Source organism: Pontibacter cellulosilyticus, from assembly GCF_014306105.1.
Taxonomy (GTDB): Bacteria; Bacteroidota; Bacteroidia; order Cytophagales; family Hymenobacteraceae; genus Pontibacter; species Pontibacter cellulosilyticus.
The window spans coordinates 93,963-120,675 of sequence record NZ_JACRVF010000002.1; the positions used below are offsets into that span (position 1 = coordinate 93,963).

At 45.3% G+C, this 26,713-nt stretch carries 28 protein-coding genes; 2 read left to right on the forward strand and 26 right to left on the reverse strand.

Annotation, left to right across the window (positions count from 1 at the left end; all coding sequences use genetic code 11):
• Position 1: 1 nt before the first annotated feature.
• From mrdA to H8S84_RS08050, 10 genes are all read right to left on the reverse strand, one after another.
• The gene (mrdA, locus tag H8S84_RS08005) at positions 2 to 1,831 is read right to left on the reverse strand and encodes a penicillin-binding protein 2 (protein ID WP_187066812.1); all 1,830 of its coding nucleotides are present in this window, start codon (positions 1,829 to 1,831) and stop codon (positions 2 to 4) included.
• On the reverse strand, positions 1,832 to 2,359 hold the full coding sequence (locus tag H8S84_RS08010) for a hypothetical protein (protein WP_187066813.1): 528 nt from the start codon (positions 2,357 to 2,359) through the stop codon (positions 1,832 to 1,834).
• A complete protein-coding gene (gene mreC, locus H8S84_RS08015) occupies positions 2,349 to 3,215 on the reverse strand; it encodes a rod shape-determining protein MreC (RefSeq protein ID WP_187066814.1) in 867 nt (288 codons plus the stop codon). Before mreC ends, H8S84_RS08010 begins: the two co-directional genes overlap by 11 nt.
• A 9-nt stretch (positions 3,216 to 3,224) precedes the next feature.
• Positions 3,225 to 4,250, reverse strand: coding sequence for a rod shape-determining protein (locus H8S84_RS08020; protein ID WP_187066815.1), 1,026 nt, complete (start codon positions 4,248 to 4,250; stop codon positions 3,225 to 3,227).
• A gap of 215 nt (positions 4,251 to 4,465) precedes the next feature.
• The gene (locus H8S84_RS08025; RefSeq protein ID WP_187066816.1) at positions 4,466 to 5,470 is read right to left on the reverse strand and encodes a phytanoyl-CoA dioxygenase family protein; all 1,005 of its coding nucleotides are present in this window, start codon (positions 5,468 to 5,470) and stop codon (positions 4,466 to 4,468) included.
• Between the two features lie 126 nt (positions 5,471 to 5,596).
• On the reverse strand, positions 5,597 to 7,120 hold the full coding sequence (purH, locus tag H8S84_RS08030) for a bifunctional phosphoribosylaminoimidazolecarboxamide formyltransferase/IMP cyclohydrolase (RefSeq protein ID WP_187066817.1): 1,524 nt from the start codon (positions 7,118 to 7,120) through the stop codon (positions 5,597 to 5,599).
• Between the two features lie 25 nt (positions 7,121 to 7,145).
• The gene (gene purN / locus H8S84_RS08035) at positions 7,146 to 7,739 is read right to left on the reverse strand and encodes a phosphoribosylglycinamide formyltransferase (RefSeq protein WP_187066818.1); all 594 of its coding nucleotides are present in this window, start codon (positions 7,737 to 7,739) and stop codon (positions 7,146 to 7,148) included.
• 265 nt (positions 7,740 to 8,004) lie between these two features.
• On the reverse strand, positions 8,005 to 8,469 hold the full coding sequence (locus tag H8S84_RS08040) for a hypothetical protein (protein WP_187066819.1): 465 nt from the start codon (positions 8,467 to 8,469) through the stop codon (positions 8,005 to 8,007).
• Between the two features lie 168 nt (positions 8,470 to 8,637).
• Positions 8,638 to 9,144, reverse strand: coding sequence for a DUF4442 domain-containing protein (locus H8S84_RS08045; RefSeq protein ID WP_187066820.1), 507 nt, complete (start codon positions 9,142 to 9,144; stop codon positions 8,638 to 8,640).
• Positions 9,145 to 9,223: 79 nt separating this feature from the next.
• Positions 9,224 to 9,706, reverse strand: a complete 483-nt coding sequence (locus tag H8S84_RS08050; protein ID WP_230407109.1) for a Fur family transcriptional regulator — start codon at positions 9,704 to 9,706, stop codon at positions 9,224 to 9,226.
• A 261-nt stretch (positions 9,707 to 9,967) separates the two neighbouring features.
• On the opposite strand from H8S84_RS08050, the gene H8S84_RS08055 reads away from it, so the two are divergent.
• Both H8S84_RS08055 and H8S84_RS08060 read left to right on the forward strand, forming a co-directional pair.
• Entirely contained in the window at positions 9,968 to 11,104 is a 1,137-nt protein-coding gene (locus H8S84_RS08055; protein ID WP_187066821.1) for a T9SS type A sorting domain-containing protein, read from the forward strand.
• A 216-nt stretch (positions 11,105 to 11,320) separates the two neighbouring features.
• The gene (locus tag H8S84_RS08060) at positions 11,321 to 13,960 is read left to right on the forward strand and encodes a T9SS type A sorting domain-containing protein (RefSeq protein WP_187066822.1); all 2,640 of its coding nucleotides are present in this window, start codon (positions 11,321 to 11,323) and stop codon (positions 13,958 to 13,960) included.
• A 244-nt stretch (positions 13,961 to 14,204) separates the two neighbouring features.
• On the opposite strand, the gene H8S84_RS08065 is transcribed toward H8S84_RS08060, so the two are convergent.
• The 16 genes from H8S84_RS08065 to pstC form a co-directional block, all read right to left on the reverse strand.
• Positions 14,205 to 15,050: a geranylgeranylglycerol-phosphate geranylgeranyltransferase gene (locus H8S84_RS08065; RefSeq protein ID WP_187066823.1), complete on the reverse strand. Its 846-nt coding sequence runs from the start codon at positions 15,048 to 15,050 to the stop codon at positions 14,205 to 14,207.
• 112 nt (positions 15,051 to 15,162) lie between these two features.
• Positions 15,163 to 15,357 carry a cold-shock protein gene (locus H8S84_RS08070; protein WP_187066824.1) on the reverse strand — a complete coding sequence of 65 codons (195 nt, stop codon included), beginning with the start codon at positions 15,355 to 15,357 and terminating at the stop codon, positions 15,163 to 15,165.
• Positions 15,358 to 15,475: 118 nt separating this feature from the next.
• Positions 15,476 to 15,973 (reverse strand): KdsC family phosphatase, encoded by a 498-nt coding sequence (locus tag H8S84_RS08075; RefSeq protein WP_187066825.1) that lies wholly within the window; start codon positions 15,971 to 15,973, stop codon positions 15,476 to 15,478.
• A 90-nt stretch (positions 15,974 to 16,063) separates the two neighbouring features.
• Complete coding sequence (iscX, locus tag H8S84_RS08080) at positions 16,064 to 16,306, reverse strand: Fe-S cluster assembly protein IscX (RefSeq protein ID WP_187066826.1); 243 nt, start codon at positions 16,304 to 16,306, stop codon at positions 16,064 to 16,066.
• 107 nt (positions 16,307 to 16,413) lie between these two features.
• Positions 16,414 to 16,743: a 2Fe-2S iron-sulfur cluster-binding protein gene (locus H8S84_RS08085; protein ID WP_187066827.1), complete on the reverse strand. Its 330-nt coding sequence runs from the start codon at positions 16,741 to 16,743 to the stop codon at positions 16,414 to 16,416.
• 105 nt (positions 16,744 to 16,848) lie between these two features.
• On the reverse strand, positions 16,849 to 17,643 hold the full coding sequence (locus H8S84_RS08090) for a Rossmann-like and DUF2520 domain-containing protein (protein WP_187066828.1): 795 nt from the start codon (positions 17,641 to 17,643) through the stop codon (positions 16,849 to 16,851).
• A gap of 101 nt (positions 17,644 to 17,744) precedes the next feature.
• Positions 17,745 to 20,345 carry a cytochrome c biogenesis protein CcsA gene (gene ccsA, locus H8S84_RS08095; RefSeq protein WP_187066829.1) on the reverse strand — a complete coding sequence of 867 codons (2,601 nt, stop codon included), beginning with the start codon at positions 20,343 to 20,345 and terminating at the stop codon, positions 17,745 to 17,747.
• A gap of 100 nt (positions 20,346 to 20,445) precedes the next feature.
• Positions 20,446 to 20,871, reverse strand: coding sequence for a cytochrome c maturation protein CcmE domain-containing protein (locus tag H8S84_RS08100; protein WP_187066830.1), 426 nt, complete (start codon positions 20,869 to 20,871; stop codon positions 20,446 to 20,448).
• Between the two features lie 116 nt (positions 20,872 to 20,987).
• Entirely contained in the window at positions 20,988 to 21,308 is a 321-nt protein-coding gene (locus H8S84_RS08105; RefSeq protein ID WP_187066831.1) for a hypothetical protein, read from the reverse strand.
• Between the two features lie 58 nt (positions 21,309 to 21,366).
• Positions 21,367 to 21,627, reverse strand: coding sequence for a CcmD family protein (locus tag H8S84_RS08110; RefSeq protein WP_230407110.1), 261 nt, complete (start codon positions 21,625 to 21,627; stop codon positions 21,367 to 21,369).
• Positions 21,614 to 22,279 (reverse strand): cytochrome c biogenesis protein CcsA, encoded by a 666-nt coding sequence (gene ccsA, locus H8S84_RS08115; RefSeq protein WP_187066832.1) that lies wholly within the window; start codon positions 22,277 to 22,279, stop codon positions 21,614 to 21,616. The genes H8S84_RS08110 and ccsA (H8S84_RS08115) overlap by 14 nt, the downstream gene beginning before the upstream one ends.
• A gap of 122 nt (positions 22,280 to 22,401) precedes the next feature.
• Positions 22,402 to 23,070, reverse strand: a complete 669-nt coding sequence (locus H8S84_RS08120; RefSeq protein WP_187067352.1) for a heme exporter protein CcmB — start codon at positions 23,068 to 23,070, stop codon at positions 22,402 to 22,404.
• A 342-nt stretch (positions 23,071 to 23,412) separates the two neighbouring features.
• On the reverse strand, positions 23,413 to 24,090 hold the full coding sequence (phoU, locus tag H8S84_RS08125) for a phosphate signaling complex protein PhoU (RefSeq protein WP_187066833.1): 678 nt from the start codon (positions 24,088 to 24,090) through the stop codon (positions 23,413 to 23,415).
• A 65-nt stretch (positions 24,091 to 24,155) separates the two neighbouring features.
• On the reverse strand, positions 24,156 to 24,917 hold the full coding sequence (gene pstB, locus H8S84_RS08130) for a phosphate ABC transporter ATP-binding protein PstB (protein ID WP_187066834.1): 762 nt from the start codon (positions 24,915 to 24,917) through the stop codon (positions 24,156 to 24,158).
• A gap of 7 nt (positions 24,918 to 24,924) precedes the next feature.
• Positions 24,925 to 25,782 carry a phosphate ABC transporter permease PstA gene (gene pstA, locus H8S84_RS08135; protein ID WP_187066835.1) on the reverse strand — a complete coding sequence of 286 codons (858 nt, stop codon included), beginning with the start codon at positions 25,780 to 25,782 and terminating at the stop codon, positions 24,925 to 24,927.
• Positions 25,775 to 26,650: a phosphate ABC transporter permease subunit PstC gene (gene pstC / locus H8S84_RS08140; RefSeq protein WP_187066836.1), complete on the reverse strand. Its 876-nt coding sequence runs from the start codon at positions 26,648 to 26,650 to the stop codon at positions 25,775 to 25,777. Before pstC ends, pstA begins: the two co-directional genes overlap by 8 nt.
• Positions 26,651 to 26,713: the final 63 nt, after the last annotated feature.

Sequence of the window (26,713 nt, forward strand, 5' to 3'; positions counted from 1 at the left end):
CTTACTTCGATTTAATGTTCAGGTACTCGCGGCTAAGCACCCACTTCTCCTGTTCCTTGATCGTTACTGTATCCGTCAGGTACTTTTCGATCATCAGACCCGCAATTGGAGCTGCAGACTGTCCTCCCCATTTTCCATGCTCTACATAAACTGCAATGGCGATTTTAGGGTTCTCTTTTGGCGCAAAGGCTACGAACACAGCGTGGTCAGGACCCTGTGGGTTTTGGGCAGTACCGGTTTTGCCGCATACTTCGATGCCCACTTTCGCCAAATTTGCTCTTCGTGCTGTACCTGCGCGCACCACCTCGGCCATACCTTCTACAATAGGCTCATAGTGTTTAGGATCAACAGAAGTATAATGACGCTCCTGGTACTCCTGTAGCGGTTTTCCGTTCTCGCCTACCGAGCGAATAATGTGTGGTGTTACATAATAGCCTCTGTTTGCCACAATGGCCATAAAGTTAGCCATTTGCAGCGGCGTTACGCCTAGCTCACCCTGGCCTATACTTAGCGAGTAAATGGTAGAGTACTTCCAGCGGTTTTTGCCATATACACGGTCATACATTTCCGGGGAGGCAATAATGCCCTTCTTTTCGCCTGGTATATCGATGCCCAACTGCTGCCCAAATCCGAAAGTAAGCACCTGCTCCCTCCAGTCTCTTAGACCAATAGAGGTATCAGTAAAAGTGTTATTCGATTTGCCTTGGTTTAGCAACAGCCTGTAAGCCTGGAAGAACCAAGGATTGCAGGAGTGCTGTACTGCCCCATAAAGGTCAAGTGGAGACGGGTGCGGGTGGCAATTTACCAGCGCCTTATTACACGCAAACTGTGTTTTCGGGGTTATTACGCCGTCTTCCAAGGCAATCAGGGCCTGTACCAGTTTAAAAATAGATCCCGGCGGGTTCTGGTCTGCCATGATAGGACGGTTGAACATGGTCTTGTCCTTGTCTTGTAGCAGGGCCATGTAGTTCTTGCCGTAGTCTTTGCCGGTGAACAGGTTAGGGTCGTAAAAAGGTGCTGAAATGTATGCCAAGACTTCTCCGGTGGCTGGCTCAATGGCTACTATACTTCCCTTGGCACCATTCATCAGGTGCTCGCCGTAAGCCTGCAGGTCCAGGTCGATGGTGCTTACCAGGTTTTTACCGGCAACAGAGAGCGTATCGTAGGCTCCTTCTTTAAAAGGCCCTTTTTCAACGCCACGCACGTTTACCATTTTATACTTCACGCCGCGCTTACCCATCAGGAATTTCTCGTACTCCAGCTCAATACCACTTTTGCCAATATAGTCGCCGGGGCGGTATCCTACATAGGCAGTGTCTTCTAATTGCTTCGGACTGATCTCAGCAATATAACCTAGTGCATGCGATAAACTTTGGTGCGGATATCCGCGTGCGGTTCGGGCATTGATATAAAAACCAGGGAAATCGATCAGGTTGTCCTGTATGTGGGCCAGATCCTGTGTTGTAAGTTTCTGGTAAAAGATAGATGGCTGCACATAGGAGAAAGTGCGCGCCTTTTTCAAGCGTTCGCGAACATCATCCAAAGGTAGCTCCAGCAGGCTGCTCAGCCTAAGCGTGTCGAGCTGTTTTACCTCTTTGGGCACTACCATCAAATCATAAACGGGAGTGTTCTGTACCAGCAGCTTTCCTTCGCGGTCGTAAATAAGGCCGCGGAACGGATATTGAATGATGGTTTTAATGGCGTTGGTTTCGGCAGCCTGCTTGTAGCTGCTGTCTACTACTTGTATATAGAAAAGGCGAAGGGCATACACCATGCCCACCAGTAAGAAAATGCCCTGAATTACGTACTTTCTGTTTTCTAGGTATTTCATTTAAGCTCTACTTGTTCTCTTAGGTGAAAAGAACAGCAACTGTAGTATAATTATAACCACACCGGTAAACAACACGCTCAGTACAATTTTCAATAGCGTTTGCAGTACATCGTCAAAGCTGATCCTTTCAAGAAAAAATACTGCTGCGTGGTGTATCAGCAGCAACGTGAAAGTATAAGCCAGAAACCAGCCTTTGCCCATTTTGTGTATGTTTACCGAATCACTTATGTCGTAACCGTCACGGGGTGTAAGAAGGTTCAAAAGGAGAGGGCGCAAAAAGGCCATTAACACGCTGGCAGCTGCGTGTATGCCCATGGTGTCGTAGAATATATCTACCGTAAAGCCTACTAAAAAGCCCAGGAAGAGCAGCAGCAGCCTGTTGATGTTGATTGGCAGAAAGAGCAAAAAAGCCACATAGATATAGCAAAAGCCGGTGCTATAGAGCACCAGGTTATCCATGAGCAGGATCTGGAGTGCTACAAACAGTAAAAACTGCAAAATGTTATTTAGGCCAATGCTACTCTTCATTTGGAAGTATGCCTGCGTTTTGTTCTAATTTTTCGCGCTCTGCCGTTTTCCTGTTATCCACTACATACACATAGGATAATTGCGCAAAATCAACTGCCAGTTTTACTTTTATCGTAAAAAAGCTCTTGTCAGGCTCCTTAGCAACCGAGCTGATCGTGCCCACCATGATGCCTTCCGGGAAAACAGTGTTAAATCCGCTGGTAACAACTGTGTCGCCTTTTGCAAGTTTCACGTGTAGCGGCACATAGTCAAGCAGAGCGGTGCGGTAATCGCCACCAGCCCACTTAATAGTGCCCATGGTGTTGTTCTTTTTGATTTTAGCAGATATCAGCATCTGCGAGTGCAGCAGCGAAGTAGCCGTAGAGTAGTTTTTAGACACTGTTTTGATGCGCCCTACCACTCCATTACTTGCAATAACCCCCATACCCGGCTCCACTCCATCAGCTGTGCCAACAGCCAGTGTTAGTGTGTTGTTGGTACGGCGCACAGAGTTGTTTATAACGCGTCCTGCATGTAACACAAAAGGATAGGCTTTAAGCGTATCGGTAACAGCAAAAAAAGTGGTATCCAGGTTGCTGGTGCTATCGATCAGGGAGGCTCTGCGGTACTGCAGCAGTTCCTGGCGCAGCACAGCATTCTCCCGGGCTAATGTACTGTTCACATTAGCCAGCCTGAAATAGTCGGTTATGCCGCTCTGGAACTCCAGTACCTCCCCAACGTATTTGTTTGCCGAGTTAAAAAAGGCTGCCCCCTGGTATGTGTTATAGCGCACAATCAGGAACACGCACAGCACCTCCAGCAACACAAATACCAGGAATGCACGGAACCGGTATATAAAAGCAAAAAGATTCCGCATTTAGTCCCCTTATGTTAGCAGGACGTTCTTAAATCCTTCGATGTTCTTGATAGCCGCTCCAGTACCGCGAACAACTGCTCTAAGCGGATCTTCGGCAATGTGGATAGGCAGCTTGGTTTTAGCAGCCAGACGCTTATCCAGGCCGCGCAGCATTGCACCACCGCCTGTTAAGTGGATACCATTGTCGTAGATATCGGCAGAAAGCTCTGGCGGAGCGATCTCCAATGCCTTCAGAACGGCCTCCTCAATCTTAGATACCGATTTATCCAGGGCAATGGCGATTTCCTGATAAGTTACTTTGATAACTTTCGGAATACCTGTCATCAGGTCGCGGCCGCGAATTTCATAGTCAGCCGGAGGGTTCTCAATATCTGTAAGGGCTGCGCCAACCTCTATCTTGATCTTCTCCGCAGAACGCTCACCGATAAGCAGGTTGTGCTGGCGGCGCATGTAATCCAGGATGTCTTTTGTAAATACGTCACCGGCAATTCTGATAGACTGGTCGCACACGATACCAGAAAGCGCGATTACCGCGATCTCTGTTGTACCACCTCCAATATCCACGATCATAGAGCCGATAGGTTGCTCCACGTCAATGCCGATACCGATAGCGGCTGCCATTGGCTCCTGGATCATCCATACTTCCTTGGCGCCGGCATGCTGTGCAGAGTCGCGTACAGCACGCTTCTCCACTTCAGTGATGCCTGACGGAATACAAATTACCATGCGGTGCGAAGGCTGGAATAAACGGCGGCCAGTGTCGATCATCTTGATCATGCCACGAATCATTTCCTCGGCAGCGTGGAAGTCGGCGATAACACCGTCTTTTAGCGGACGAATGGTTTTGATGTTCTCGTGGGTTTTTTCGTGCATCTGCATCGCATTGCGGCCAATGGCCAGCACTCTGCCCGATGTACGGTCTACTGCAATAATCGAAGGCTCGTCTACTACAATTTTATCGTTGTGGATGATCAGGGTATTGGCTGTACCCAGATCAATCGCTATATCACTTGTTAGAAAATTGAAAAGTCCCATTTGATAAATGTACAGACAAGTTCAGCCTGCTTATATTTTAAATATACAATATTTTTAGTCAAAAACTTGCGGCAAAATTAGTGAAATTCAGCGGAATTAATAACCTTCTTTTATCCACTCCCAAATTAAACGCAAATATTTTCTTCAGATTTTACACCTGGTTAATTTTGCTGGGATGTTTTTGCGCTCTTACAGGCAGCAGGAGGTTGTACAATTTAGTCCATTTCTATTACCTGAACCTCGGATATTGGGTAGTTGCTGATGAGGGCAGGGCGCTGCGTAATTTCATGATAGCAAATCACGTCTTTGGCATAATAGTGAATTACCATACTTTTTCGGGTGCTTTCCGGGTTAAGTACAGGGCTGCCGCCATGCAGCAGGTTTGCATGCCAGATAAAAACATCTCCCTTTTTAGCGTAAAAGGTCTTCTTTTGCAGTTGTTCTTCTTTTACAACCTGCTGTACCTTCTCCTCATACTTTTTGTAAACAAAGTCGCCGATCCTATACTTCGTATTGCCACCTTCAAAGTTATCATTTAGGATGTAAGGGAGTTTATGGCTGCCAGGGTAATAAAACAGCGGACCATTGCTTTTGTCTGTATCCTCCAGAGCTATCCAGACAGCAATAAGATTTCCCAGCGGATGGGTTGTCATGTGGATAGAGTCGGAGTGAGCCAATTGTTCGCTCCCTTTTATAAAGTTGATCGTCTGGAATGGGATAACCTGGCGGCCAAGTATAAACTCGAGTATGCTGGTAAGTGCCGGCGTGTAAAGTATGGCCTTTAGAGCTTCTGAATGCCTGAAGGCAAACATGATTTTTTTGTTTGTATAGTTGAAGTCGACCTTATGCGACTCCAGCAATTTGTCTATTTCGGTGTTTACCTTGTCTACCTCTTCTTCGCCAAAGAAGCCTTCAAGCGAAAGAAAACCATTGTCTGGCCAAGCTTTGATTTTTCCCTGCAATTCCTGCGCGAACTGTTCCAGTTGCTGGCTTACTTTCAGTTTCTGCGCTGCGTCTGGTGCATCCAACCATGGGGATGGCTGAGGTGGGAGCTGCTTAAGTATAGAACTTGAGATGGGGCTGTAGATTGATTGATCGAGCTTATACTTCTTGTACAGGGCCTTGTTATGCTTTAATTTTTTGTACTGCAGGATGTTGTTCAAAGTATAAACAGCCTTGTACGTGCGTAGTTTGCCTGTATATTTATCAATAAAGCCCATGGTGGTCTACTGTGCTATAGTGTTTTAGCAGATATGCAATTTAACTAAACGTTTGGTATAAGCATGAACAAAAAAAGCCCCGGCTTAAAAGTGCCGGGGCTATGGGATTATCATGTAAGGTGAGAATTAATGTTTGAAGTGGCGCACTCCGGTCATGACCATCGCCATGTTGTGCGCGTCACAATAGTCAATGGAATCTTGATCTTTGATAGAGCCTCCTGGCTGTACTACTGCTTTTATACCGGCCTTGTCGGCGATCTCTACACAGTCTGGAAACGGGAAGAAGGCATCTGAAGCCATTACTGTTTTACTCATGTCAAACCCGAAGCTCTTAGCTTTTTCAATAGCCTGACGAAGGGCGTCAACTCTGGAGGTCTGGCCAACGCCGCTGGAGAACATCATTTTATCTGTAGCCAGCACAATGGTGTTAGACTTGGTGTGCTTGCAAACTTTAGCAGCGAAAACAAGGGCCTTTTTCTCCTCAGCGGTTGGCTCACGCTTGGTAACTGTTTTAAAGTCGGCCTCAGTTTCGGTAGCAAGGTCCTTATCTTGTTCAATTACACCGTTCAGCAAAGTTTTAAACTGCTTCTTCGGCATCTCCACATTGTTCTGCTTTAGCAGGATGCGGTTCTTCTTTGTCTTCAGTAATTCCAGAGCATCGGCATCAAAAGATGGAGCGATGAGTACCTCAAAGAAAAGCTTGTTTAGCTCTTCGGCGGCAGCCATGTCTATTGCTCTGTTGGCGATAATCACACCACCAAAAGCAGACACGGGGTCAGAAGAAAGTGCGTTCAGGTAGGCCTCTTTTATAGAATTGCCGGTGGCGCAACCGCAGGCGTTAGTATGCTTTAGTATAGCTACAACAGGCTCCTCAAACTCAGCGGCCAGTGCAACTGCGGCGTCAACATCCACTAAATTATTATAGGAAAGCTGCTTGCCGTTTAGCTGCTCAAAAAGGTCATCTAACTTACCATAGAATGTGCCTTTCTGGTGTGGATTTTCCCCGTAGCGCAACGGAGTAGCCTCACGCACGCTTTGCTTAAACGGCTGCTCCTCGTTGCCGCCGTTCAGGTAGTTGAAGATGTGGGTGTCGTAGTGCGACGAAACATCAAAGGCCTTAGCAGCAAAACGCTTGCGGTCTTCCAGGTCAGTTGAACCTTTCTTCTCCTGCAGCAGGTTTACCACGTCATCATACTGCTCTCTGGACGATACAATCAGCACATCTTTGAAGTTTTTAGCAGCGGCACGTATAAGCGAGATACCACCAATGTCAATCTTCTCAATAATATCAGCCTCTGATGCGCCTGATGCTACAGTTTCCTCGAAGGGATAAAGATCTACCACCACTAAGTCGATTGGCGGAATTTCGTACTGTGCTCTCTCAGCCAGGTCGCTGTCGTTGTCGCGGCGGTGAAGTATACCGCCGAATACTTTCGGGTGAAGTGTCTTTACGCGGCCACCAAAAATAGACGGGTAAGCAGTCAAGTCTTCTACGGCTACTACCTCAGCACCTTGCTCTTCCAGGAAAGCCTGTGTGCCACCTGTAGAGTAAATAGTAACGTTGTGCTTTTTCAGGAGCTCTACGAGTGGCTCCAGGCGGTCTTTATAGTATACCGATATAAGTGCTGATTTAATTTGAACTGGTTGCATGGGTTGTATGGGTTGATGTTGATTTCTATAGTTTGTCTTTCTCGAGCAGCAATTGCTCTACCACCAGCGGCAGGTGCTTGTGCTCCAATTGCAGTACGCGTGCGGCTAGTTCTTCGGGGGTGTCGGCAGGGAGTACCGGGCAGTACTCCTGAAGTATAAACTCGCCTTTATCGTATTCTTCGTTTACGCGGTGAATGGTTATACCCGACTGCTCCTCGCCGGCCTGCACCACCGCTGCGTGCACATTAATGCCGTGCATGCCTTTGCCGCCATATTTAGGCAGCAGGGCAGGGTGTATGTTGATGATTTTATTCGGGAAAGCGTGCAGCAGGTTTTGCGGCACCAACCACAGAAAGCCCGCCAGCACAATTAGGTCAGGGTTGAAAGCTTTTACCTGTTCCAGCACTTTGCCGGAGTGGTAAAACTCATCCCTGGAAAACAAAAGAGCCGGGACGTGGTAGGTCTCGGCTCTTTTAAGGGCATACGCTTTCGGGTTGTTGGAGAACAGGGCGGCCACACGTATTTGTGGATGGTGCTCAAAGTGCTCGAGCAGGCGCTGTGCATTGCTCCCCGATCCGGAAGCGAAAATGACTATATTCTTCTTTTCTGGTCGTTCCAAAAGTATAATCTTGCTTTGAAGCTGCAAATATAGCGGGTTTGGTTTTACTTGCCAGCAAGTATAAGTATAAATGTGAAAGGGTAACTGCGTGCTCTTGGTACCAACAGGGGCTGGGACTATCTAATTTAGACTATAGTTTATGTAGTCAGTTTTTAGCCCAGTGCTTTCTGTAACATCAGCATTATGAGCAGAGCTCTTACAAGTAGGGAGTGTTTACTACAATGAATAACCCCTGTCTTATATTTAAGGAATCAGATAGATCTGATTAATCAGGGTAAATGTGCTGGTAAAAAGTGGAGGCTGCAGCTTCAAGAAGAGGAAAATCAGAGATACGTTCCTGGCAGCGTTTCAAATCAAAATGGCACAATGTACCGAAGGGCTCCCCATCTGAATCTCTTATCAAGACCCCGCAATAAGAAGTAACAGGAGTTATGATTTTGTTTTTTACTCTTATGTCTTCTGATGCGTCAGTTATTTCAAGTTTTTGCTCCTTTTGCAACAGCGAGCAGTAGGTGGCATTCATGGGCGCATCATCTCCTTTCTGTAGCTCTTGGTCATAGCTGTCATATAAGGCTATGTTGCGCAGCGTATCTCCATCGTACCGGTACAAGCCTGTGTAGCGGTGAGGAGTTCTGTTGTTAAGGAACTTCAGAGCAGAGTGCACCCCAAAACTATTTAAGACTGCTTTAAATTCTTCTATTTCTTCTTTAAGGTTTTGAGGTGTGCTCATTAGAGAGGTTGTTTGCTATGTTAGGCAACGCTAACGTATTCTTCTAATTTCCTGCCTTTAGCAATCTTGAATGCTTGTCAGCTAGTATAGAACAGCTGTGTTACCTTTTTGATTCAAGTACAAGCTGTATGCAATTTAGCTAAATAATTACAGGTAATATCTCTTCTGCTATACTTTCTTTGCGCTTTTCGCCTTTAACGACCAGGTAAACCTAAACTCCGCCACCCTATCTCCAACCTCATCAGTGCCTATACTTGTGGCTATTACCGTTACGCCCTCGCCGGTAGCTTTTGTATGGTCAGCGGCTTTTTTTATTTTCTGGCCATCGTTGCAGGTAAAGGTAATTATACCCACAGCTTTCTTGGTGAAGTCGGCCTCCATGTGCATTACCAGCATTGAAACTGATGGGCTAGCTTTGTACACCTGCATCATGCATAGTACACCAGTAGACAGCTCGGCAGCCATACTTAAGCAGGCAAAATAGATTGAGCGAAAGGGGTTTTTGTTCAGGTACTTGTAAGGTATGGTAACAGAAGCGGCATCTGTAGAAAGTGATTTTATGCGTAATCCTGCCAAATAAGCCATAGGCAGCTTTGCCAGCAGAAAAACCCGGAATTTGGTGGGGGAGCTTACCAGCCTTTGAAAAGCAGTAACAGATGCATTTTGATTTACCATAGTTTGGGCACAGTATACGTTGCAGAGTTATACTTTAGCTGCTGTTCAATAGTTAGCGGCGGCCCTAATATACTGATTATTAAATCGGGAAGGGCTCACGGCAAAAGTTGCCTTCTATGCTTTGCGCATTACAGGCCTTGCAGATACCCTGCACCGAAAATTGTACATCGCTTGCCGAATATCCTTCTGGTAAACTTATTGGCCCAAGTCTTACTTCGTTAAGGCAGTAGGTTTGCCCACACTTGCAACAGCTAAAATGGACATGGTCGTGCTGATGCTGTAAATTGCTACAGGCTTCTCGGCAAAGGGCGTACTTGATGATACCATTAAGATCAGTGATGCTGTGCACCAGGCCCTGCTCTTTAAAAGAATACAGCGTGCGGTACAGGGTTACCCTGTCGTAGTCGCTGCCAAGTTGTTTTTCGAGGTCGGCGTGGGCAAGAGCGTAGTTGTAATGCATAAGCAGCTCCAATACACTAACCCTGCAGCTTGTCTTGCGCAAGCCATACTTCAGGAGTAGCTCCTGTGCCTTTCTTCTTATTTCTTTCTGTTGCTGCATCATATAACCTCCAAATATAATTTATCTGCTGTTATATATGCTAACGTTTCTTCTTAATCTTCGCTTTTAACATCGGTTTGTATTGACTGATGCGATATAGTATAAAATATATATGTTGATTATTAAAGGTTTAAACAACTTTTAGTATAAATAATACATCCTTTTTTGATAAACACAGTATTGTACGATACGTGCTGTAACGGACGAAATGCCGTTTGGAGATAACTATTGCGTCAAAAATCTTTTAATCGAAAATTTACTCAAATGAAAACACCTTTACGTTTAGGCATCGCATTGTTGCTTATGGTTGTTATGCAAGGGCATAGCTTTGCGCAAACCATAAGTACAACACTCAACGACTTAACAAATGTTAAAACAGGTATTACTAGAGATTTTAGTGTAACTACTAGTGGTCCTACTGCACAGTCAGTGTTAGGAAAGCTTGACTTCACACCATACAATACAAATGATATTATTCTGCAGTACCAGGCTCCTGGCGCTACAGATTTTACTACTCTTACTATTGATGCAAATGGTGTAGCTACTTTTGGTCCTTTCACGCTTACCCAGACCAATGCTGTACACAACTTTAAAATACTGTTTAACAGAGGCGATACTTACGGCTATACACTAGGAATGGTAGATGCTACAAACACCTCCACTGCCATTGGCTCTTCTGTCTCGGGATCTGTAACTGTAACAACTCTGCAGGAGCCAACCATAAACAGCACACTCGACAATATTGACCAAGATCCTAACGGAGGGCTAGAGACTGGTAGAAATATAGAGTGGCAGATACTTGCGGATGCTAATGACCGCGCAGGCGAGAAAGCAAATATAGAAATAGCGCTGGCCGATCCTGCACAGCGTAACAACTTCACACTGCTTTATGATGTCAGAAGAGCGATCATGAACGGGGGAGAGCCAGATTTCCAGCCGCTTACCTTCAATAGCAATGGTGTAGCTGTTATTGGTCCTGCAGGTGGCGAGACGCTTACAGCAATAGCAAACAACCCGGACATCAACCAGATTCTTAGAATTAACTTTTCGCAGCCAGGTACTTATACTTATACGGTTCGCTTAAGACGCGACGAAGGTAATATTATAGCCTCTGTAAACGAAACTGTAACCGTTACCGGTGTGGCCGGCATAGACGACATGATTGGCAATACGCGCATTAGTGTATATCCAACTTTAGCTAACGGAACGGTTAGAGTAGACTTAGGCGATGTGAGAAGTGCCGATATAACTGTTACAGATATACTAGGTCGCGTAGTAATGCAGGTAGAGAAAGCATCGGGTGCTGTGCAGGTAAATACCAGCCGCATGGCAAAGGGTACTTACTTTGTAAAGATTACCAGCGGAAAAGATGTTGCCGGCAGTCGCTTTGTCGTGAGATAGTCTATAATTTAAAATCACTAGAAAGGCCTACAGAGTAATCTGTAGGCCTTTTTGTTTTTAGTTAGCTGTTCTTAGGTAAGCCATACTACTTTTAATAATATATAATAATGTAGTATAGTTGATGCTGAGTGCAACCTAATATTCAAATATTAGTATATATTTTTTGATGTTTATAAATCGAACTTCTTATCCATTGTCCACATTAAAAACCAATTGATGAAAACACCTTTACGCTTTTTTATGATTGCTTTGCTGGCCTTACTTGGAGCCATGAGCAATGCTTGGGCTCAAACTGCCCCAACCATAACCACCACCCTTCCAGCAACTGCAAAAGCCTACACAGTGGTGCCGTTTGCAGTTAACGTAGCAAAAAATGATGCCACTGCTGAAAATGTTAAGCTGGTACTAAAGCTTAACGGCGATAATGCAGTTACTCAGGTAACGCAGCTAGAGCTTAAAACCAGTGAAGGTGCTGCTATTGCTTTTAGTGGCACAGAGGCAGTTCTTGGTACGTATGCATTTGCTGCAACATTAAGTCCTGAGTTTACAGCAAAATTTAATGCAGTAGGAAATTTTGCTTATACTTTAGAACTGCAAAATGCAGCAGACAATACTGTACTAACAAGCACCAGCAGCGCAACAGCAGTTTCCTTTTTAGAACCTACTGTAAATACTACATTAGATAATGTTAGTATGGGGACGCTAAAAATCAGGACAAATGAAGACGTGCTGTTCTCGCTGTTTGGCAATCCAAATGATAGAACAGGCGATATGGTGAATGTTAAGCTAACACTTTCGGACCCTACGCAGCACGATAACTTTAGCCTGATGTACAACACGACCGGTACTGATTTTGAGAGCCTTACTATAGGCGCTGACGGTGTGCTTGTTTTTGGTCCAGAAGGAGGCTTTTTGTTTAATGAGGAATTTGAGCAACTGCTGAAAATTAACTTTACTGAAGCAGGTACTTATACTTACAAAGTTGAAATTGTAAGAGTTGATGGGAACACACTTGCCCAGGTAACAGAAACAATAACTGTACTGGAAGGCGCAACTGTAGCGAGCACTCTTGACGGTGCCACCATTATAAGAGGACGAACTGTTGACTTTGATGTGACTGTTGATGCAGGCTCCTGGCCGAATGACACAAAGGTGTTGGCTCGCGTAGTGCTGGCTAATCCAGCTCAGGCAGCTAACATTCAGCTATCTTATGAAGCCTCTGCGGGCAACTATCAGCCGCTTACTTTTAACACAGAGGGTGTTGCTTACTATGGCGATCCTGTAAATGGTATCAATCTAGCTGATGGTACGCTTAAGTTAAGAGCAGTTGTTACAGGAAATGGCACTTATAACTACGCAATTGAGCTGGTAAAGAAAATTGACGGGCAGCTTGCGGCTAAGTCTGAGGAGACTGTAACGGTTAAGTTCGACAACGCCACTATCTCCTCTAACCTGAATAACAGAACAGGGGTTAAAGCCACAGTTGCCGAGGAGTTTACTGTAGCTGTTACAGCCGGAGATGTAGATCCAACTACTAAGGTACTTGGCAAGTTTACACTAGCCAACCCTGCACAGGCAGCAAACATCAAAATTGAGATACAGGACCTAACCGGCACTTACATGGAGATACCTATTAAAGCTGATGGTACAGTTACTATAGGTGAAGACGGTGAAATTGCGCTTAGCCAGTTAGGTGAGTTAGACTTTAGAGTAACATTTAATACTGCCGGTACTTACGCCTATAAATTAGAACTGATCAGAGTAGCTGATGACGTTGTTCTGGCGTCCTCTAATGAAAGCGTAACAGTCACTGCCTTCCAAAATGCTACTATTGCTACTACACTAGATGCAAGAGCAAACGTTAAAGCTACAAGAGCTGAAGAGTTTACAATTACAGCTACTGCCGGTGACGTAAACCCTGCAACAATGGTACTTGGCCGTCTTACGTTAACAACAGCCGCTCAGGCAGATGACATTACGCTTGAGTACTTTGACAATACTGATAACACCTACAAGCCAGTTGCAATCGGTACGGATGGTGTTATTACGATAGGACCAACTGGCGGTATGGCACTTAGCCAGATCAATGGCCTTAAGTTCAGAGCTACGTTTGACGAAGCTGGTACTTATGGCTACAAAGTAGAACTTGTAAGAGTATCTGACAACGTGGTTCTTGCTACATCTAATGAGAGCGTAGTAGTAGCTGCCTTCCAAAACGCTACTTTAGCAAGTAACTATACTAATGCCGATAATATTTTGGCAGGAGAGACAACTAACTTTACGTTAACAACAACTAAAGGCGATCTTACAGACAAAACAGCTCGCTTTAAGTTTATACTAGCTGACGCAAGCAAAGCAAACAATGTGATTATCGAGAACACAGATGCTACTGAGCCTGTTAGACTGGTATTTGGCACAGACGGTATTGCTTATTACATGCCGACAGCGGGCCCTGTTACAGTTAGCGACGCAGCCTATAACTTCACAGCGATGTTTAGCGCCTCTGGAGATTACAACTATACAGTGCAATTAGTGGATGCAACAAATTCTGCAGTTGTACTCGCGTCTACAAACGTAAGTGCAGTGGCCAAAACCACAACAGGCATCAAGAAAGGCTTCGAGAAAGGTGGCTTTGCAGTTTATCCTACTCTAACGACAGGCGCTGTTAAAGTCGATCTTATTAATGCAAGAAACGCAAACATTCAGGTTATTGATATGATGGGCCGTGCAGTTGTTGCTAAGAATAACGTAAACGGTGTGGTTGAGCTAGACTTAAGCAAAGTTGCTAAAGGTACTTACATAGTAAGAATCCAGGATGGCAGCAATGTGAATACACAGCGTGTGGTAGTTCGCTAATCATATTTATAATTTACAAAAAGGCCTGGCGAGAAATCGTCAGGCCTTTTTTATTTAGAAGATCATGTACAGGAACATTCATTTATTCCAAAGTTGCTTAGACAAAAAAATAGCAAACCTATATGGCTACAGCTATAGTTTATTGTGTTGTGTCTTTTGTATATGGTGCCAAAGAGTGATTGGTGCAAGTATAAGTTCAGAGGCTTTACTGCTGGAGTAGGCAAAGCAGCAGGTTTATACTTGTCTATCCAACCAACAGCATCGAAAGTATACCTGTCAGCATGATGAACTTGTTCAGGTTACTCAGATAAGTGAAATCCCTTCTGCGGTCGGCCCGGATTAGCTTAAGCAGCAGCCACACACTTGGGGCAAGTACAAGTATAATCATGTAGCTATCCAGAAGGAGAGAGGTTCTGGAGTGAAGTATAACCACTATCAGGAAAGCTTGGAACACGGATATGAGCGGGTAAAGCACGAGCTTTGTGTTTCTGAGGCCCGCTACAATGGGTAACGTGCGGCAATCAAAAGAGGCATCACCTTTTACATCTTCCATGTCTTTTATAATCTCACGAATGAGAGAGATGAGCAGCGCAAAAAGTGCATAGCCTAGGGTAATGTTATTTAGTGTATCGGCGTAAACGGCTACGACCAAAAGCATAGAAGCTGATAAAAGGGATATGACCACATTACCGATTAACAGCATTTTCTTTAACCGAGCAGAGTAGCCCCACAACAATAACACCGCGCCCAAATTAATTAAGCCAACAGGTATGGAAAGTAGAAACCCGCCTGCTACCCCTAAAAAGGAAAGTATAAGGTGCGCGAACATGGCCCTCCTGCGCCGGATTTTACGCCCCACCAGTAGTCTTCTGGGTTTATTTATGGCGTCTATCTTGACATCGTAGTAATCATTAATGATATAGCCGGCAGCTGCGATTAGAACGGTAGAGATGGTAAGTAAAAGGAAATTCGGCTCTAGCACTTTACTCCAACTCACACCTGCTGCCAACAAGCACACCTGTGCAAGTGCCTGGCTTAACACGATAAGCACCAGGTTGGGAAAGCGTATAAGGCTAAGTATAGTTTTCACGAGAAGAAGTAAAGGTGCTATAAAGTTAAGAGGCAGTTTTGTAAAGGCAAGCTATAAAAAAAGCCCTTGCTTTAAACAAGGGCTTTTTCTGTAACGGCAGAGTATATATTTACTATATTCTTTTCACGTTTACAGCGTTGATTCCTTTTTTGCCTTCTTGTGTGTCGAACTCAACGCGATCGTGCTGCTGGATCTGAACACCGTTTAGGCCTGTTACATGCACAAAGAAATCCTCATTTGTTTCATCTTCTGTAATGAAACCGAAACCTTTTGACTCAATAAAGAACTTAACTTTTCCTGTTTTCATAAAAATGAATAAATAATTGTAATTTAAATCTAGCGAAATGTAATTAACATTTTTAATATATGCAATAGTCTATTAAGATAAAATTTATATTGAATTGAAGGAAAAGTATAGTTTCTGTTTACCAAGTATCCTGTGCTTTCATTATAGTTTCGATCAGCTCCCGCACTGCACCTCTGCCGCCTTTCTTAGTAGATATAAAAGTAGAGATTTCTCTTATATCATCTGCAGCGTCTGACGGACAGGCTCTTAGGCCGCAGCGTTGCATTACTTCATAGTCAGGCATGTCATCACCCATGTAAGCAACTGTTGCCGGATGAATGCCTTGGGTGTACAGATAGTCTTCAAACACATCTGTCTTATCATCTATACCCAAAAAGATATTTTCTATGTTAAGCTGCTCCAGGCGATTGCGCACGCCGGGTTCATTTTTGCCAGAGATGATAGCCACATTGTAGCCCTGGGAAATGGCATGCTTAATAGCAAATCCGTCTTTAATGTTAAAGGCCCGCACTTGCTCTCCATCGGCAAAGCAGTACAGCAGTCCATCCGTTAAAACGCCGTCAACATCAAAAACAAAGGTGTTGATACGGGTAAGATCTGTTTGTGTAATTGACATAGGTATAAGGAATAAAAAAAGGTTCTTTGCGAGAAAGAACCTTTAAAAGTATATAATTTATGCGATATATACGAAGCGGGCAGGCTTAAATTAGTCCTGATTGTCGCGCCACTCGTACACCCACGCAGCTTGTATTTGCTCCAGGTGGCCTTCGTTTGCCTCTTCGCGCTTGCCTTCAAAGTTTGGCAGCGATAGTACCCATTCGAGCAGTTCTGTAAAGCGGATGCGGTAAATTTTAGACTCTGTAAAGTCGTCGCCGAATTTTTCATAAAGCGCCATGGCGATGTCTTCGTAATCGTTCCAGTGGATTGGCGGCTCGTAGTTCTTATTCATTATTTAAATGGTTTAATGGTTATAGGGTTAAATGGTTTTGAAGTTGTGTGGGATACCTTGCTTTAGGAAATCAACAATCCAACCATTTAGCCATTCAGCAATTTAAATTAGTGCCCCAGGAAATCCTGCTCCGGTATGGTTACTACAATGTCCTCGTTGCCCTGTATCACACACTGGCAGCCAAGGCGGGAGTTGATGCGCGGGTCAACGGCACGGTCAATGTAGTCTTCTTCTTTGTCAGAGATCTCCGGCAGGTCGTCCATTCCGGCTTCTATGTACACATGGCAGGTACTGCACCCGCACACGCCGCCACAGTTGTGCTGTAATTTTATATCGTTATTCAGCGCTACATCCAAAACTGATTCACCCTCTACGGCTGGGTGTATCTCATCAGGAGAGCCATCTGCAAACTTAAAGGTTATATTTACTACTTTCATTTTGTGCGATCTCAATTTAAAGTGCAAAGGTACAAAGCCTGCCTGCCGAATCAAAGTATACGCTACTAGTTGGCCATTCAGTTTAACCAGTGCCTTTGCAAAAAGTTATACTTGGGTTGCCTGTATACTTTCGGTTAGTTTTTGGTAAAGCTCCTGAAGCCGCGGGTGCTGCTGCAGCATGTGCAGGTGCGTTTGTATTACGTTGTTGTCGTGGCGAATGGCTGGGCCGGTTTGCACCTGGAATGGGGGCTGCTCCGTGGCTTTGGCAATGGTTTCCTGTACCAGCGGATGCAATAGCTCAGTGGGTAAATTCGCTTCCTGTAGTAACTGCTGACTTACGCCTAGCAGATGGTTGGTAAAGTTGCAGGCAAATACAGCAGCCAAATGCAGTTGTCGCCGTGCCTCCGAGTCTACTTTGTGTACTTTGGTGCTTATACTTTGCGCCAGGAGTTCCAGCTGTTGTAAGGTGCTTTGCTGCTCAGCCTCTAAAAGTATAGGCACCTGTTTCAGGTCCAAGGTTTTGGTTTTGGAGAAAGTCTGGAGCGGGTAGAACACGGCTGGTTGTGCACCATGTACAAGGTTAAGTATATTTAAAGGCTGTGAACCAGAAGTATGGGCTACAATAGTGCCTGGTGCAACTTTAATTTTGAAGGCTATACTTTGTAAAGCAGCATCGGGTACGGCAATAAGTATAACATCAACCGCTGAACCAGTAAAATCAAGGCTCTGGACTGGTTTTGCCTCTGGAAGTATACTTGCCAGCTGCTCACTGGTAGCCGTGCTTCGGCTGTAGATTGCCTTTACCTTGTGGCCTGCGCCAGTGAAAGCCTGCGCCAGGTGCCAGGCTACGTTTCCGGCACCAACAAATGCGATATTATACTTCTTTTCTGTGTCAGTCATACTTAGGCGCTATGGCAATACCAAGTTAACGGCTATGGCTTTATAAAACAAAAAGCCTTTGCCGGTGGGGCAAAGGCTTTTCTATACTTTTTAAGGCTATACTATGCAGCCTGTACTTTCTTTGGCTCTTTCTGCTTTCTGGCAGCCTTTGGTGTTCCGCCTTCCTGGTTGCGGCGCATAATAGCCATCACAAAACCAATAGACATCACAATGGTGCCGATCCAAAGTATGTTTACGAACGGTTTCTCCATTGCCTTCAGAATAATGTAATCCTTCTGCGTGGCGTTTACACCAAATTTGAATTTACCCGCTGCCGGATCAACGTTCATCAGCGTCAGTCTCAAACCTAGGTCAGCAACTACTTCAGGGTAATACCCAGCCATACCGTCTTTGTAAATCAGGACAGGGTGTGCGTGGTATGTCTTCTTTTCTCCGAAGATCTTCAAGTCTGCCTGTACTGCCACGTCGCCTTCTTTTAGGGTAATACCTGGCACCGTCTTGATAACTTCGGCACCATTAAACTGCGCTACATAATCATTCAGGATAATAGTGTCGCCGGCAGCCAATTCATACTCTTTCAGGTCTCCCCAGTCTTTCTCCTCGTTCGGGTCTGGTACTGATGAAACGTGCGTGTAAAGGTCTTTGTCTGCGAAGTGCTTGATGTCCGGAGAGGCAAGCAGACCCATGTTCGGGTTAACCTGCGCACGTGGGTAAAGTGTAAAGGTCTTATCGCCTTCGCGCTCTTTGTACTGCACTTCGTAGTAAGTGTTCTCCGGAGACTGCAGGTTCAACGTGTCGCCTGTTTCGAAGTATACTTTGTCTCCTACCTGAATGCGACCACGTGCAATGGCTTTGTATTCATCAGCAGTCGGGAAAAGCAACTCACGGTTTACATAGCCCGGAACGCCTTCTATCTCCTGAAACTGGCCATGGTAGCTAACAGTGTACTTGTCCATCTCAACTGGAGTATTGCGCCATAGCAGCACATTGTCACGGTTAATATCATCAGGAAACTCTCTGGAGTAAACCATGCCTGATGTGTTCTGCGATACGATGTTGGAATAGCCTGAAGAGAAAAGAATACCAATCAGCATCAGGGCTATACCGATGTGAGCCACCGCACCACCTGAAAGTGTAACTTTTTTGTGCAGCAGGTTCAGGATGATGCTCATGTTCGCAAACACAGCAAACAATGAAGCTACCAGTAACGTGATGTAAATAGGGTTGTCGATAGTCTCGTTGCCAATCACACCCAGCTTAGAGAGCACGATGATCAAGCTGGCGAAAAGCAGGGTAAGCATACCCGGCATCATGATGGCCTCTGTAAAGCCACCTTTATCGCCTTTGCGCCACCACAGCAGCTGGCCGATACCTGTAAGTATGGCCACACCCACACCTGCCCAAAGCTGGAACTTCGTATAGTGCGCAATCTGGTCGGCTGGTAAGGCAGCATTGGACTCTATGCCGATAAAGCCCAGGAACGAGTTATAAACCGGGATAGAAGTGGTAAACAACACCTGGAAAGCTGCAAGGCAAAGCACAATGGCACCGATGAACACCCAGAACTCGCCGCTGTAAGTAGAAAGCTCTTTCTCTGTTGTAGGGATCTTTTTCCAGTTGTACACCAGCAGGCCAATAGCCAACACAGCAAAGGCAGCCAGGTAGGTAAATAGCTGGCCTGATAAGCCAAGGTCTGTGAACGAGTGTACGGAGGCATTGCCTAATATACCGCTACGCGTTAAGAAGGTAGCGTAAAGAATAAGTATAAATGAAGTGATTACAAGTATAAACGAGGCTTTTAAGCCAGACTTGCCACGGCGGTAGGCTATCATGGTATGGATAGCCCCGATCAGCACCAGCCACGGAATGTATACCGCATTCTCTACAGGGTCCCAGTTCCAGTAGCCACCGAAGTTAAGTGTTTCGTAAGCCCAGTAAGCACCCATCATGATACCAATACCAAGTGTTACAGCCGCAAAGTGTGCCCAAGGCAGGGCAGGACGAATCCACTCAGTGAAATTGCCTTTCCAAAGACCGGCCATCGCAAAAGCAAACGGTACTAACGTAGCGGCAAAGCCAAGGAACAGGGTAGGAGGGTGAATCACCATCCAGTAGTTCTGCAGCAATGGGTTAAGGCCAGTACCATCCTGTGGCACAAAGTTCGGGTCCATGGCAAACACCGGGGCATCTGTCATGAAATCGCGCATCAGGATAAAAGGAGAGGAGCCAAGCTTGAAATCGCCTATAACTACTCCCAAAATCATAGAAGTAAGGAACAGCTGCACAAACGAGAAAATACCCATCACAGGCGCTTCCCACTCTTTGTTCTTTTTGCCGCCCCTGATCAGGACAAATCCCAGCAGCACATGCCAGAAGATCCACAGCAGGAAAGAGCCTTCCTGGCCCTCCCAGAAGCAGGAGATCATGTAGTAAACCGGCAGGTGGTTAGAGGAGTGGCTCCAAGCGTAATAGTACTCGTAGCGGTGCTCGTAAATAATGTTGAACAGCGCAAATATCACCATCAGTACGGCAAAGCCATGCACGTAAAAAGCACCACGAGCCAGTTTGCGCCAGCTGTTATCGCCGGAAGCAACTATCTTGGCACGAGATGCCATAAAATAAGCGTAAGAGGACACGATAGCCGCCACAAAAGCAACGATCACACTTGCGTGGCCCACATCCCCAATCAGCGTATTAATCATCTTTGAAAGTTAAAGAGTTATAGAGTTAAAGAGTTAGAGAGTTAAATGGTTTAAGAATTATACTTTTTAACTCCTAAACTCTATAACTCCTAAACTTATATTACAGGCTGGCTGTGTTTTGCTGTACTTCTTTTTCGGTATACTTAGAAGGGCACTTCAGCAGGATCTTGTCAGCGATAAACACATCGTTTTGCATGTTACCGGTGATTACCACCTGCTCAGAGCGCTCAAAGTCCTGTGGTTTCGGGTTGTAGTACACTACTTTCTGCTCATAGCGGTTTGTGTCCACCAGCATAAAGGTAAAGTAGTTCGGGTCAACAAGCGGGTCGTATTGCATGCCTACAATGTGGCCCTGCGGGTCTTTTTTAAGGCGGCCCACCACGTGCACTTTGGTCATGTCACCGTCATCAGCGCGCTCTATGGCTTCGCCAAAAGATACGTAAGTGCTGGCATCGCCAACCGACGACATGATAATAACAATTGCTACTGCAATCACTAAAATCCCGATGATGTGTGTCTTTTTCATCTGTGTAAAAAACTGAGTATTCTGCTTTTCTAGTAGCCTAACACACAACAGAAAAATTTAAATCCATTGTGCAGGGCTTATTTTATACTTGCTCTATACACACCACCGGGCACTTGCTACTGCTTGCTGTTATGGCTAAGTTCTTTGCCTGCTAACTGGCTTAAAAAGCTCTCTTTTTTTTCTTCGTCCAGCTTTAAATAAAGCTTATCAGAGTCTAAAAGCTTGTAAGCACGTAGGTGGCGTTGCGAGATAAACCAAATCTCGTTGTGCGTATTGCTAAGTATAAAGTAACACTCCGATGTTTCGCTGGCGCTGTGCAGGCCCAGCACTTTATAAGCATAGGCCGGGTCAAAACGTCCGTCGTTGATCGGGTGCGGTTTTACATTTTCTAAAGGCTGGAGGGTAACGTATAATTTGGGGTTCAGGTAGATGCTCATTTGCTACAAAAATTAAGAGTGTTGAGCTTATTACGTAAACCTTGTTTCCTCCGGCTGTTTAGTCGCGCATTTGTTTTTCAAGTCTCGTTACCTTGCGGTCCAAGGTAACCAGGTAAGCGATCATGCCACCCAAAACGGTAAGCAGCACCACTACCACTACATAAATCTTTCCATCCTGGCGCAGGGTGTCTGCCATTTCAATCTCAGGCTCGGCCACAGTTGTGGCTGTGTTTTCAGCAACCTGAGCCTGGGCCTGCTGTATGCCGGCAGTGGCGAAAAGTATAAAGCAACACACTGCCAGTATTCTAAACAGTTTCATATAAGCGTTGTCTGATTAATTCTAATCTTGATTTTACATTCACGATCCAGATGCCCAGCAGCGTCCAGCCTAATACGGCGGGGTAAAATACCATGCGCAGGCGGCTGTCCAGATCGTAGGAGTTAAAGCCGGGGTTACCGCCATTGCCGGGGTGCAGCGAATCGGTAAGCCTAGGAAGTATGAACAACAGCGGAATAAGCGCTGCAAACGCAAAAATGTTGTACACAGCACTGATGCGGGCACGCTGCTGCTGCTCGTTAAAAGAGCTTCGCAGCACCAGGTAAGCAAAGTAGATGAGCAAGCCAATAGCCGATGCGTTCTGCTTCGGGTCGTTGCTCCAGTACTCGCCCCAGGTAAACTTTGCCCATTCCATGCCTGTAACAATACCCAGCACACCGAAAAGTATACCTACTTTGGCAGCCTCGTAGGCAATTACATCGTTTTTGATCGTAGGATTGCGCAGGTATTTGATAGAGTAGACAACTGACACCAGCAAGATCAGGATCATGCCAAACCACATCGGCACGTGAAAGTATAGGTTACGGATGGTCTCGTTAAGTATAGCCAACCGCGGAACCTCAGATAACATACCGGCCACTACTGTAAATACCAACAGCACGACAGCCAATATTTTCCACCAGTTTTTTTTCATTTTACTTTATAAATCTAAAGCTTTCTGCTTTTCCTTCAGACAATCAACACTTTATTGTATCATTTTGTCTCCATTCCGGCTTCAAAAAAAGCCTTTTATATTTATTCAAAGCTACTTTCGCCTTACGAGCGCCAAAGGTACGGGAATAAGATGTAAGAAACGGTGATAACAATCATGTTTATGGCAAGTAATGTCAGCAGTTCGTCGAGGCTAGTGCTACGGTCAAGCCCATCCAGCGCGTTTTTCGACATCTTTATCAGCATCAGCAGCATGGGTACGATAACCGGAAAACTAAGTACCGCCATTAACGTGCTGCTGTTAGCCGCTTTGCTAGCGATGCCCGAGATCATGGTAAGCGAAGTAGAGAACCCGATAGCTCCTAAAAATATGGTAAGCAGAAACATGGGCACATCCTGCACCGGGTTGCCAAGCACAAACGCATAAAACACAAAGCAAATCAGAGCCAGAATAAGCATCAGCAGCGCGTTGTACACGATCTTGGCAAGTATAACCCCCTGCGGACTCACAATAGAGTAGAAGTATAAAAGCCTGCCTCGGTTCTCCTGCATAAAGCTTTTGGCAATGGCATTTACTGATGTAAACAGAAGTATAATCCAGAGCACTGCATTCCACACTGGTACCGTTAGCACATTAGAGCGCAGCCCAAAGCTGAGGTAGCATACAAACACCGTACTGCTGACGTACAGGATCATGCCGTTAAAGGCATACTTCTGTCGCCACTCCAGTACCAGGTCCTTCTGTATCAGGTATAAAACTTCTTTAAACAGCATCTCAGCCCAAATTTGCTGCAAAGGTACGGCACAAATCGCTGAATTGCTAAAGTGTTAATTTGTTGGCTGGTTGTATGGCTTAATAGCGGATTGCTCATAAATGCAGGCCGAGACATAATAACGTTAATCAAAACTTATCTGCTATCTCGACCTTTAAGATTGATCTCTATAGTATGCTTCCACAACTAATCTTAAATAGATTTCTCGCGATATCGAAATGACAGCTTCATCCTTACACTAAAGCCATAGGATGGTAACCTGTCTCAACAAAAAGAGCATGAACTACTATAGTCCATGCTCTTCTGTTTATACTTTGCTGAATCTTCTGTTTTGCCCCAGCAACTAATCTTTCTTCTTTTTCTTGTCCTGCTTGTGCTTTACAAACTTGGCTTCGCGGTAGAAAATAATCTCTTCTGCAATGTTGGTCACCTGATCACCTACACGCTCTAGTTTTTTAATGATGGAAAGTATAGCTAGTGCCTCAGAGATCTTATTTGGGTTTTCCTGCATAAACTTAGTAGCTACCGCGTCAGACTTACGGTAGATCTTATTCAGCATCTTGTCACGTTTTATCAGCGCCTTAGCCAGTTTCGGATCATTCGAGATAAAAGCAACACGGCACTCAGCAAACATGGCCAGTGCCTCTTCATACATCGGCAGCACCTGTGTCAATTCCAATAGTTGAGAATCAACAGGGGAATCCAGTTTCTGAACAAAACGAGCTATACCCTCTGCTGTATCGCCGATGCGCTCTAGATTGGCATTTATTTTAAGCACAGCCAATACCATGCGTAAATCTACGGCAACAGGAGTAAACAGCGCGAAGAAATTTTCGCACATGCGATCAATTTTCAGGTCATACTGGTTTACCTTCTTATCGCGTTTCACGATCAGCTTGGCCAGTTCCTGGTCTGCATTAAGCATAGCTTCACGGCCACTCTGCAGCTGGTATTCTACCAAATCCCACATCTCCAGGAGTTTGGTTTTAAGGCGTTCTAACTCTACGTCTATATGCGGCATGATATCTTTTAAATTGATGGGTGAGAATGCAAAAGAAAACAAATATAAATAACGGGGTTCTCAGATCAACCGAAACGGCCTGTTATGTAATTCTGAGTGCGCTCGTCTTTAGGACTTGTAAACATGGTTTTTGTTTTGTTAAACTCCACCAGCTCACCCATATAGAAAAATGCAGTATAATCACTAACGCGGCCTGCCTGCTGCATGTTGTGTGTTACAATTACAATGGTATAGTCGTTCTTTAACTCATAAATCAACTCCTCTACCTTTGCTGTAGATATTGGGTCCAGGGCAGAGGCAGGCTCGTCCATCAAAAGCACTGATGGCGAAATAGCCAAGGCGCGGGCAATACACAAACGCTGCTGCTGGCCACCGGAAAGCGCCAACGCTGATTTGTGTAGTTTATCCTTTACCTCGTCCCAAAGGGCGGCTCTTCTCAATGATGTTTCGGCAGCCTCTTCCAGCACAGATTTTTTCTTTACGCCCTGTATTTTCAGGCCATATACCACATTCTCGTAAATGCTCTTCGGGAAAGGGTTAGGCTTCTGAAACACCATTCCCACATTCTTTCGCAACTCATCCACACGAACGTCTTTCTGATAGATGTCCTTGTTGTCGATAAGTATCTGGCCTTCTGTTCTAAAGCCTTCGATGTAGTCGTTCATACGATTAAAGGTTCGCAGGAACGTAGATTTACCACAACCGGATGGACCGATAAAAGCCGTAACAGCCTTCTCTTCCATGGCTATATTTATACTTTTTAGAGCGTGGAAATCGCCGTAGTATGCATCGAGGTCTATTGCCTCTAATTTTGTTTTTTTACCCATGGTGTGTTTACCACTTTATTTTTTTCTGCTGCCTGTTGCGCAGGTAAACAGCAATGCCGTTCAGCATAAAGGTGATGATCAATAGTATAATAATGGCTGCGGCCGCGTTGGTTAAGAATTCCTCCTGTGGCCTCGATGTCCAGTTAAAGATCTGGATTGGCAGTACTGTAAATTCATCTAAAGGCGATGATGGTGTAAAGGGAACATACGCCAGTGCACCGATAACGATAAGCGGCGCTGCCTCGCCCACTGCTCTCGATAATGCTAAGATAATACCTGTAAGTATACCACCAAAAGATGCTGGCAGCACCTGGTTCCAAACAGTCTGCCACTTAGAGGCACCCAGCGCATAAGAGCCGTCGCGGATACTACGCGGAACTGCTTTTATCGCCTCCCGGGTGGTAACAATGATGATCGGAAGTATAAGCAGTGACAGTGTTAATGCACCAGCCAGTAAGCTGCCGCCCAAACGCATCTGGCGCACAAAAATCTCCAATCCAAGCAAACCATAAATAATAGATGGTACCCCGGCCAAGTTGGCGATATTGATCTCCAGGAAATTATTTATCCTGCTCTTCTTAGCATATTCCTCTAAGTATACTCCCGCCGAAACCCCCAATGGGAAAGCAATGAGTGTAGTGAGTACAAGTATCCAGAGCGTACCCACCCATGCAGTAAGTATACCGGCACGGCTAGCCCTACGCGATGGCAGGCTTGTTAGAAAGTCCCAGTTAATGCGCCCAACTCCTTCCACAACAATATCGAAAAGAAAAATGGCAAGAACTACCAGCCCTATGAAGGTGCAAAAGATACCGAAGATGTGAAAGGCTTTATCCTTAAGCCTGTTGATGTCTGAGTTAGTCATACTTTTCCTGGTATTTCTTTTTGATCCAGAAGCTGAGGTTGTTCAGTGCAAACGTGAACACAAACAATGTGATACCTGCGGCAAAAATGGTTTTGTATTCCAAAGAGCCACGCGGCACGTCTCCTAAGCTTACCTGTACAATGTAAGTTGTAATGGTTTCGATGGGCACCAGCGGATTTAGCGTTAGGCGCGGCTGCTGACCTGCTGCAATGGCCACGATCATGGTTTCACCTACAGCCCTGGAAATTGCAAGTATAACTGATACCACGATACCCGAAGATGCCGCCGGCACCATCACCCCAAAGGATGTTTGCAAGCGCGTAGAGCCCATGCCATAAGCTGCCTCACGCAGCGAACGCGGAACTGAGCTAATGGCATCTTCGCTTAAAGAAGAGATCATTGGGATGATCATGATGCCCATTACTATACCTGCTGAAAGTGCATTAAAGCCAGCTAAAGAAGGTATAATGGTCTGCAGAAATGGTGTAACCACTGTTAAGGCAAAGAAGCCATACACTACTGTAGGGATTGTTGCAAGCACCTCTAACAACGGCTTTACAACTAAACGCATGCGATCGTGGGCATACTCGTTTAGGTAAATGGCTATGGTTAAACCAATTGGTAAGGCTACGGCAATGGCTACGCCAGTAGTAAGCAGCGTACCAGCCACCAGTGGCATAATGCCGAATTTCTTATCGGCAAAAAGTGGCGTCCATTCTTTCTCGGTTAAGAACTCTGATAGCGGTACAACCTGAAAAAAGCCAATAGACTCTGAGAGTAGAACCCAGATAATGCCTATAGTGATGAGTATTGTGATTACTGCAGATAACCACAACAAGCCCTCGATAATTTTCTCTGATGCTCTCAAGGTGCTGTATAGTTAAAATGCCGCTGCGCTAGCCAAATTAGCTAGTACAGCGGCATTAATTTA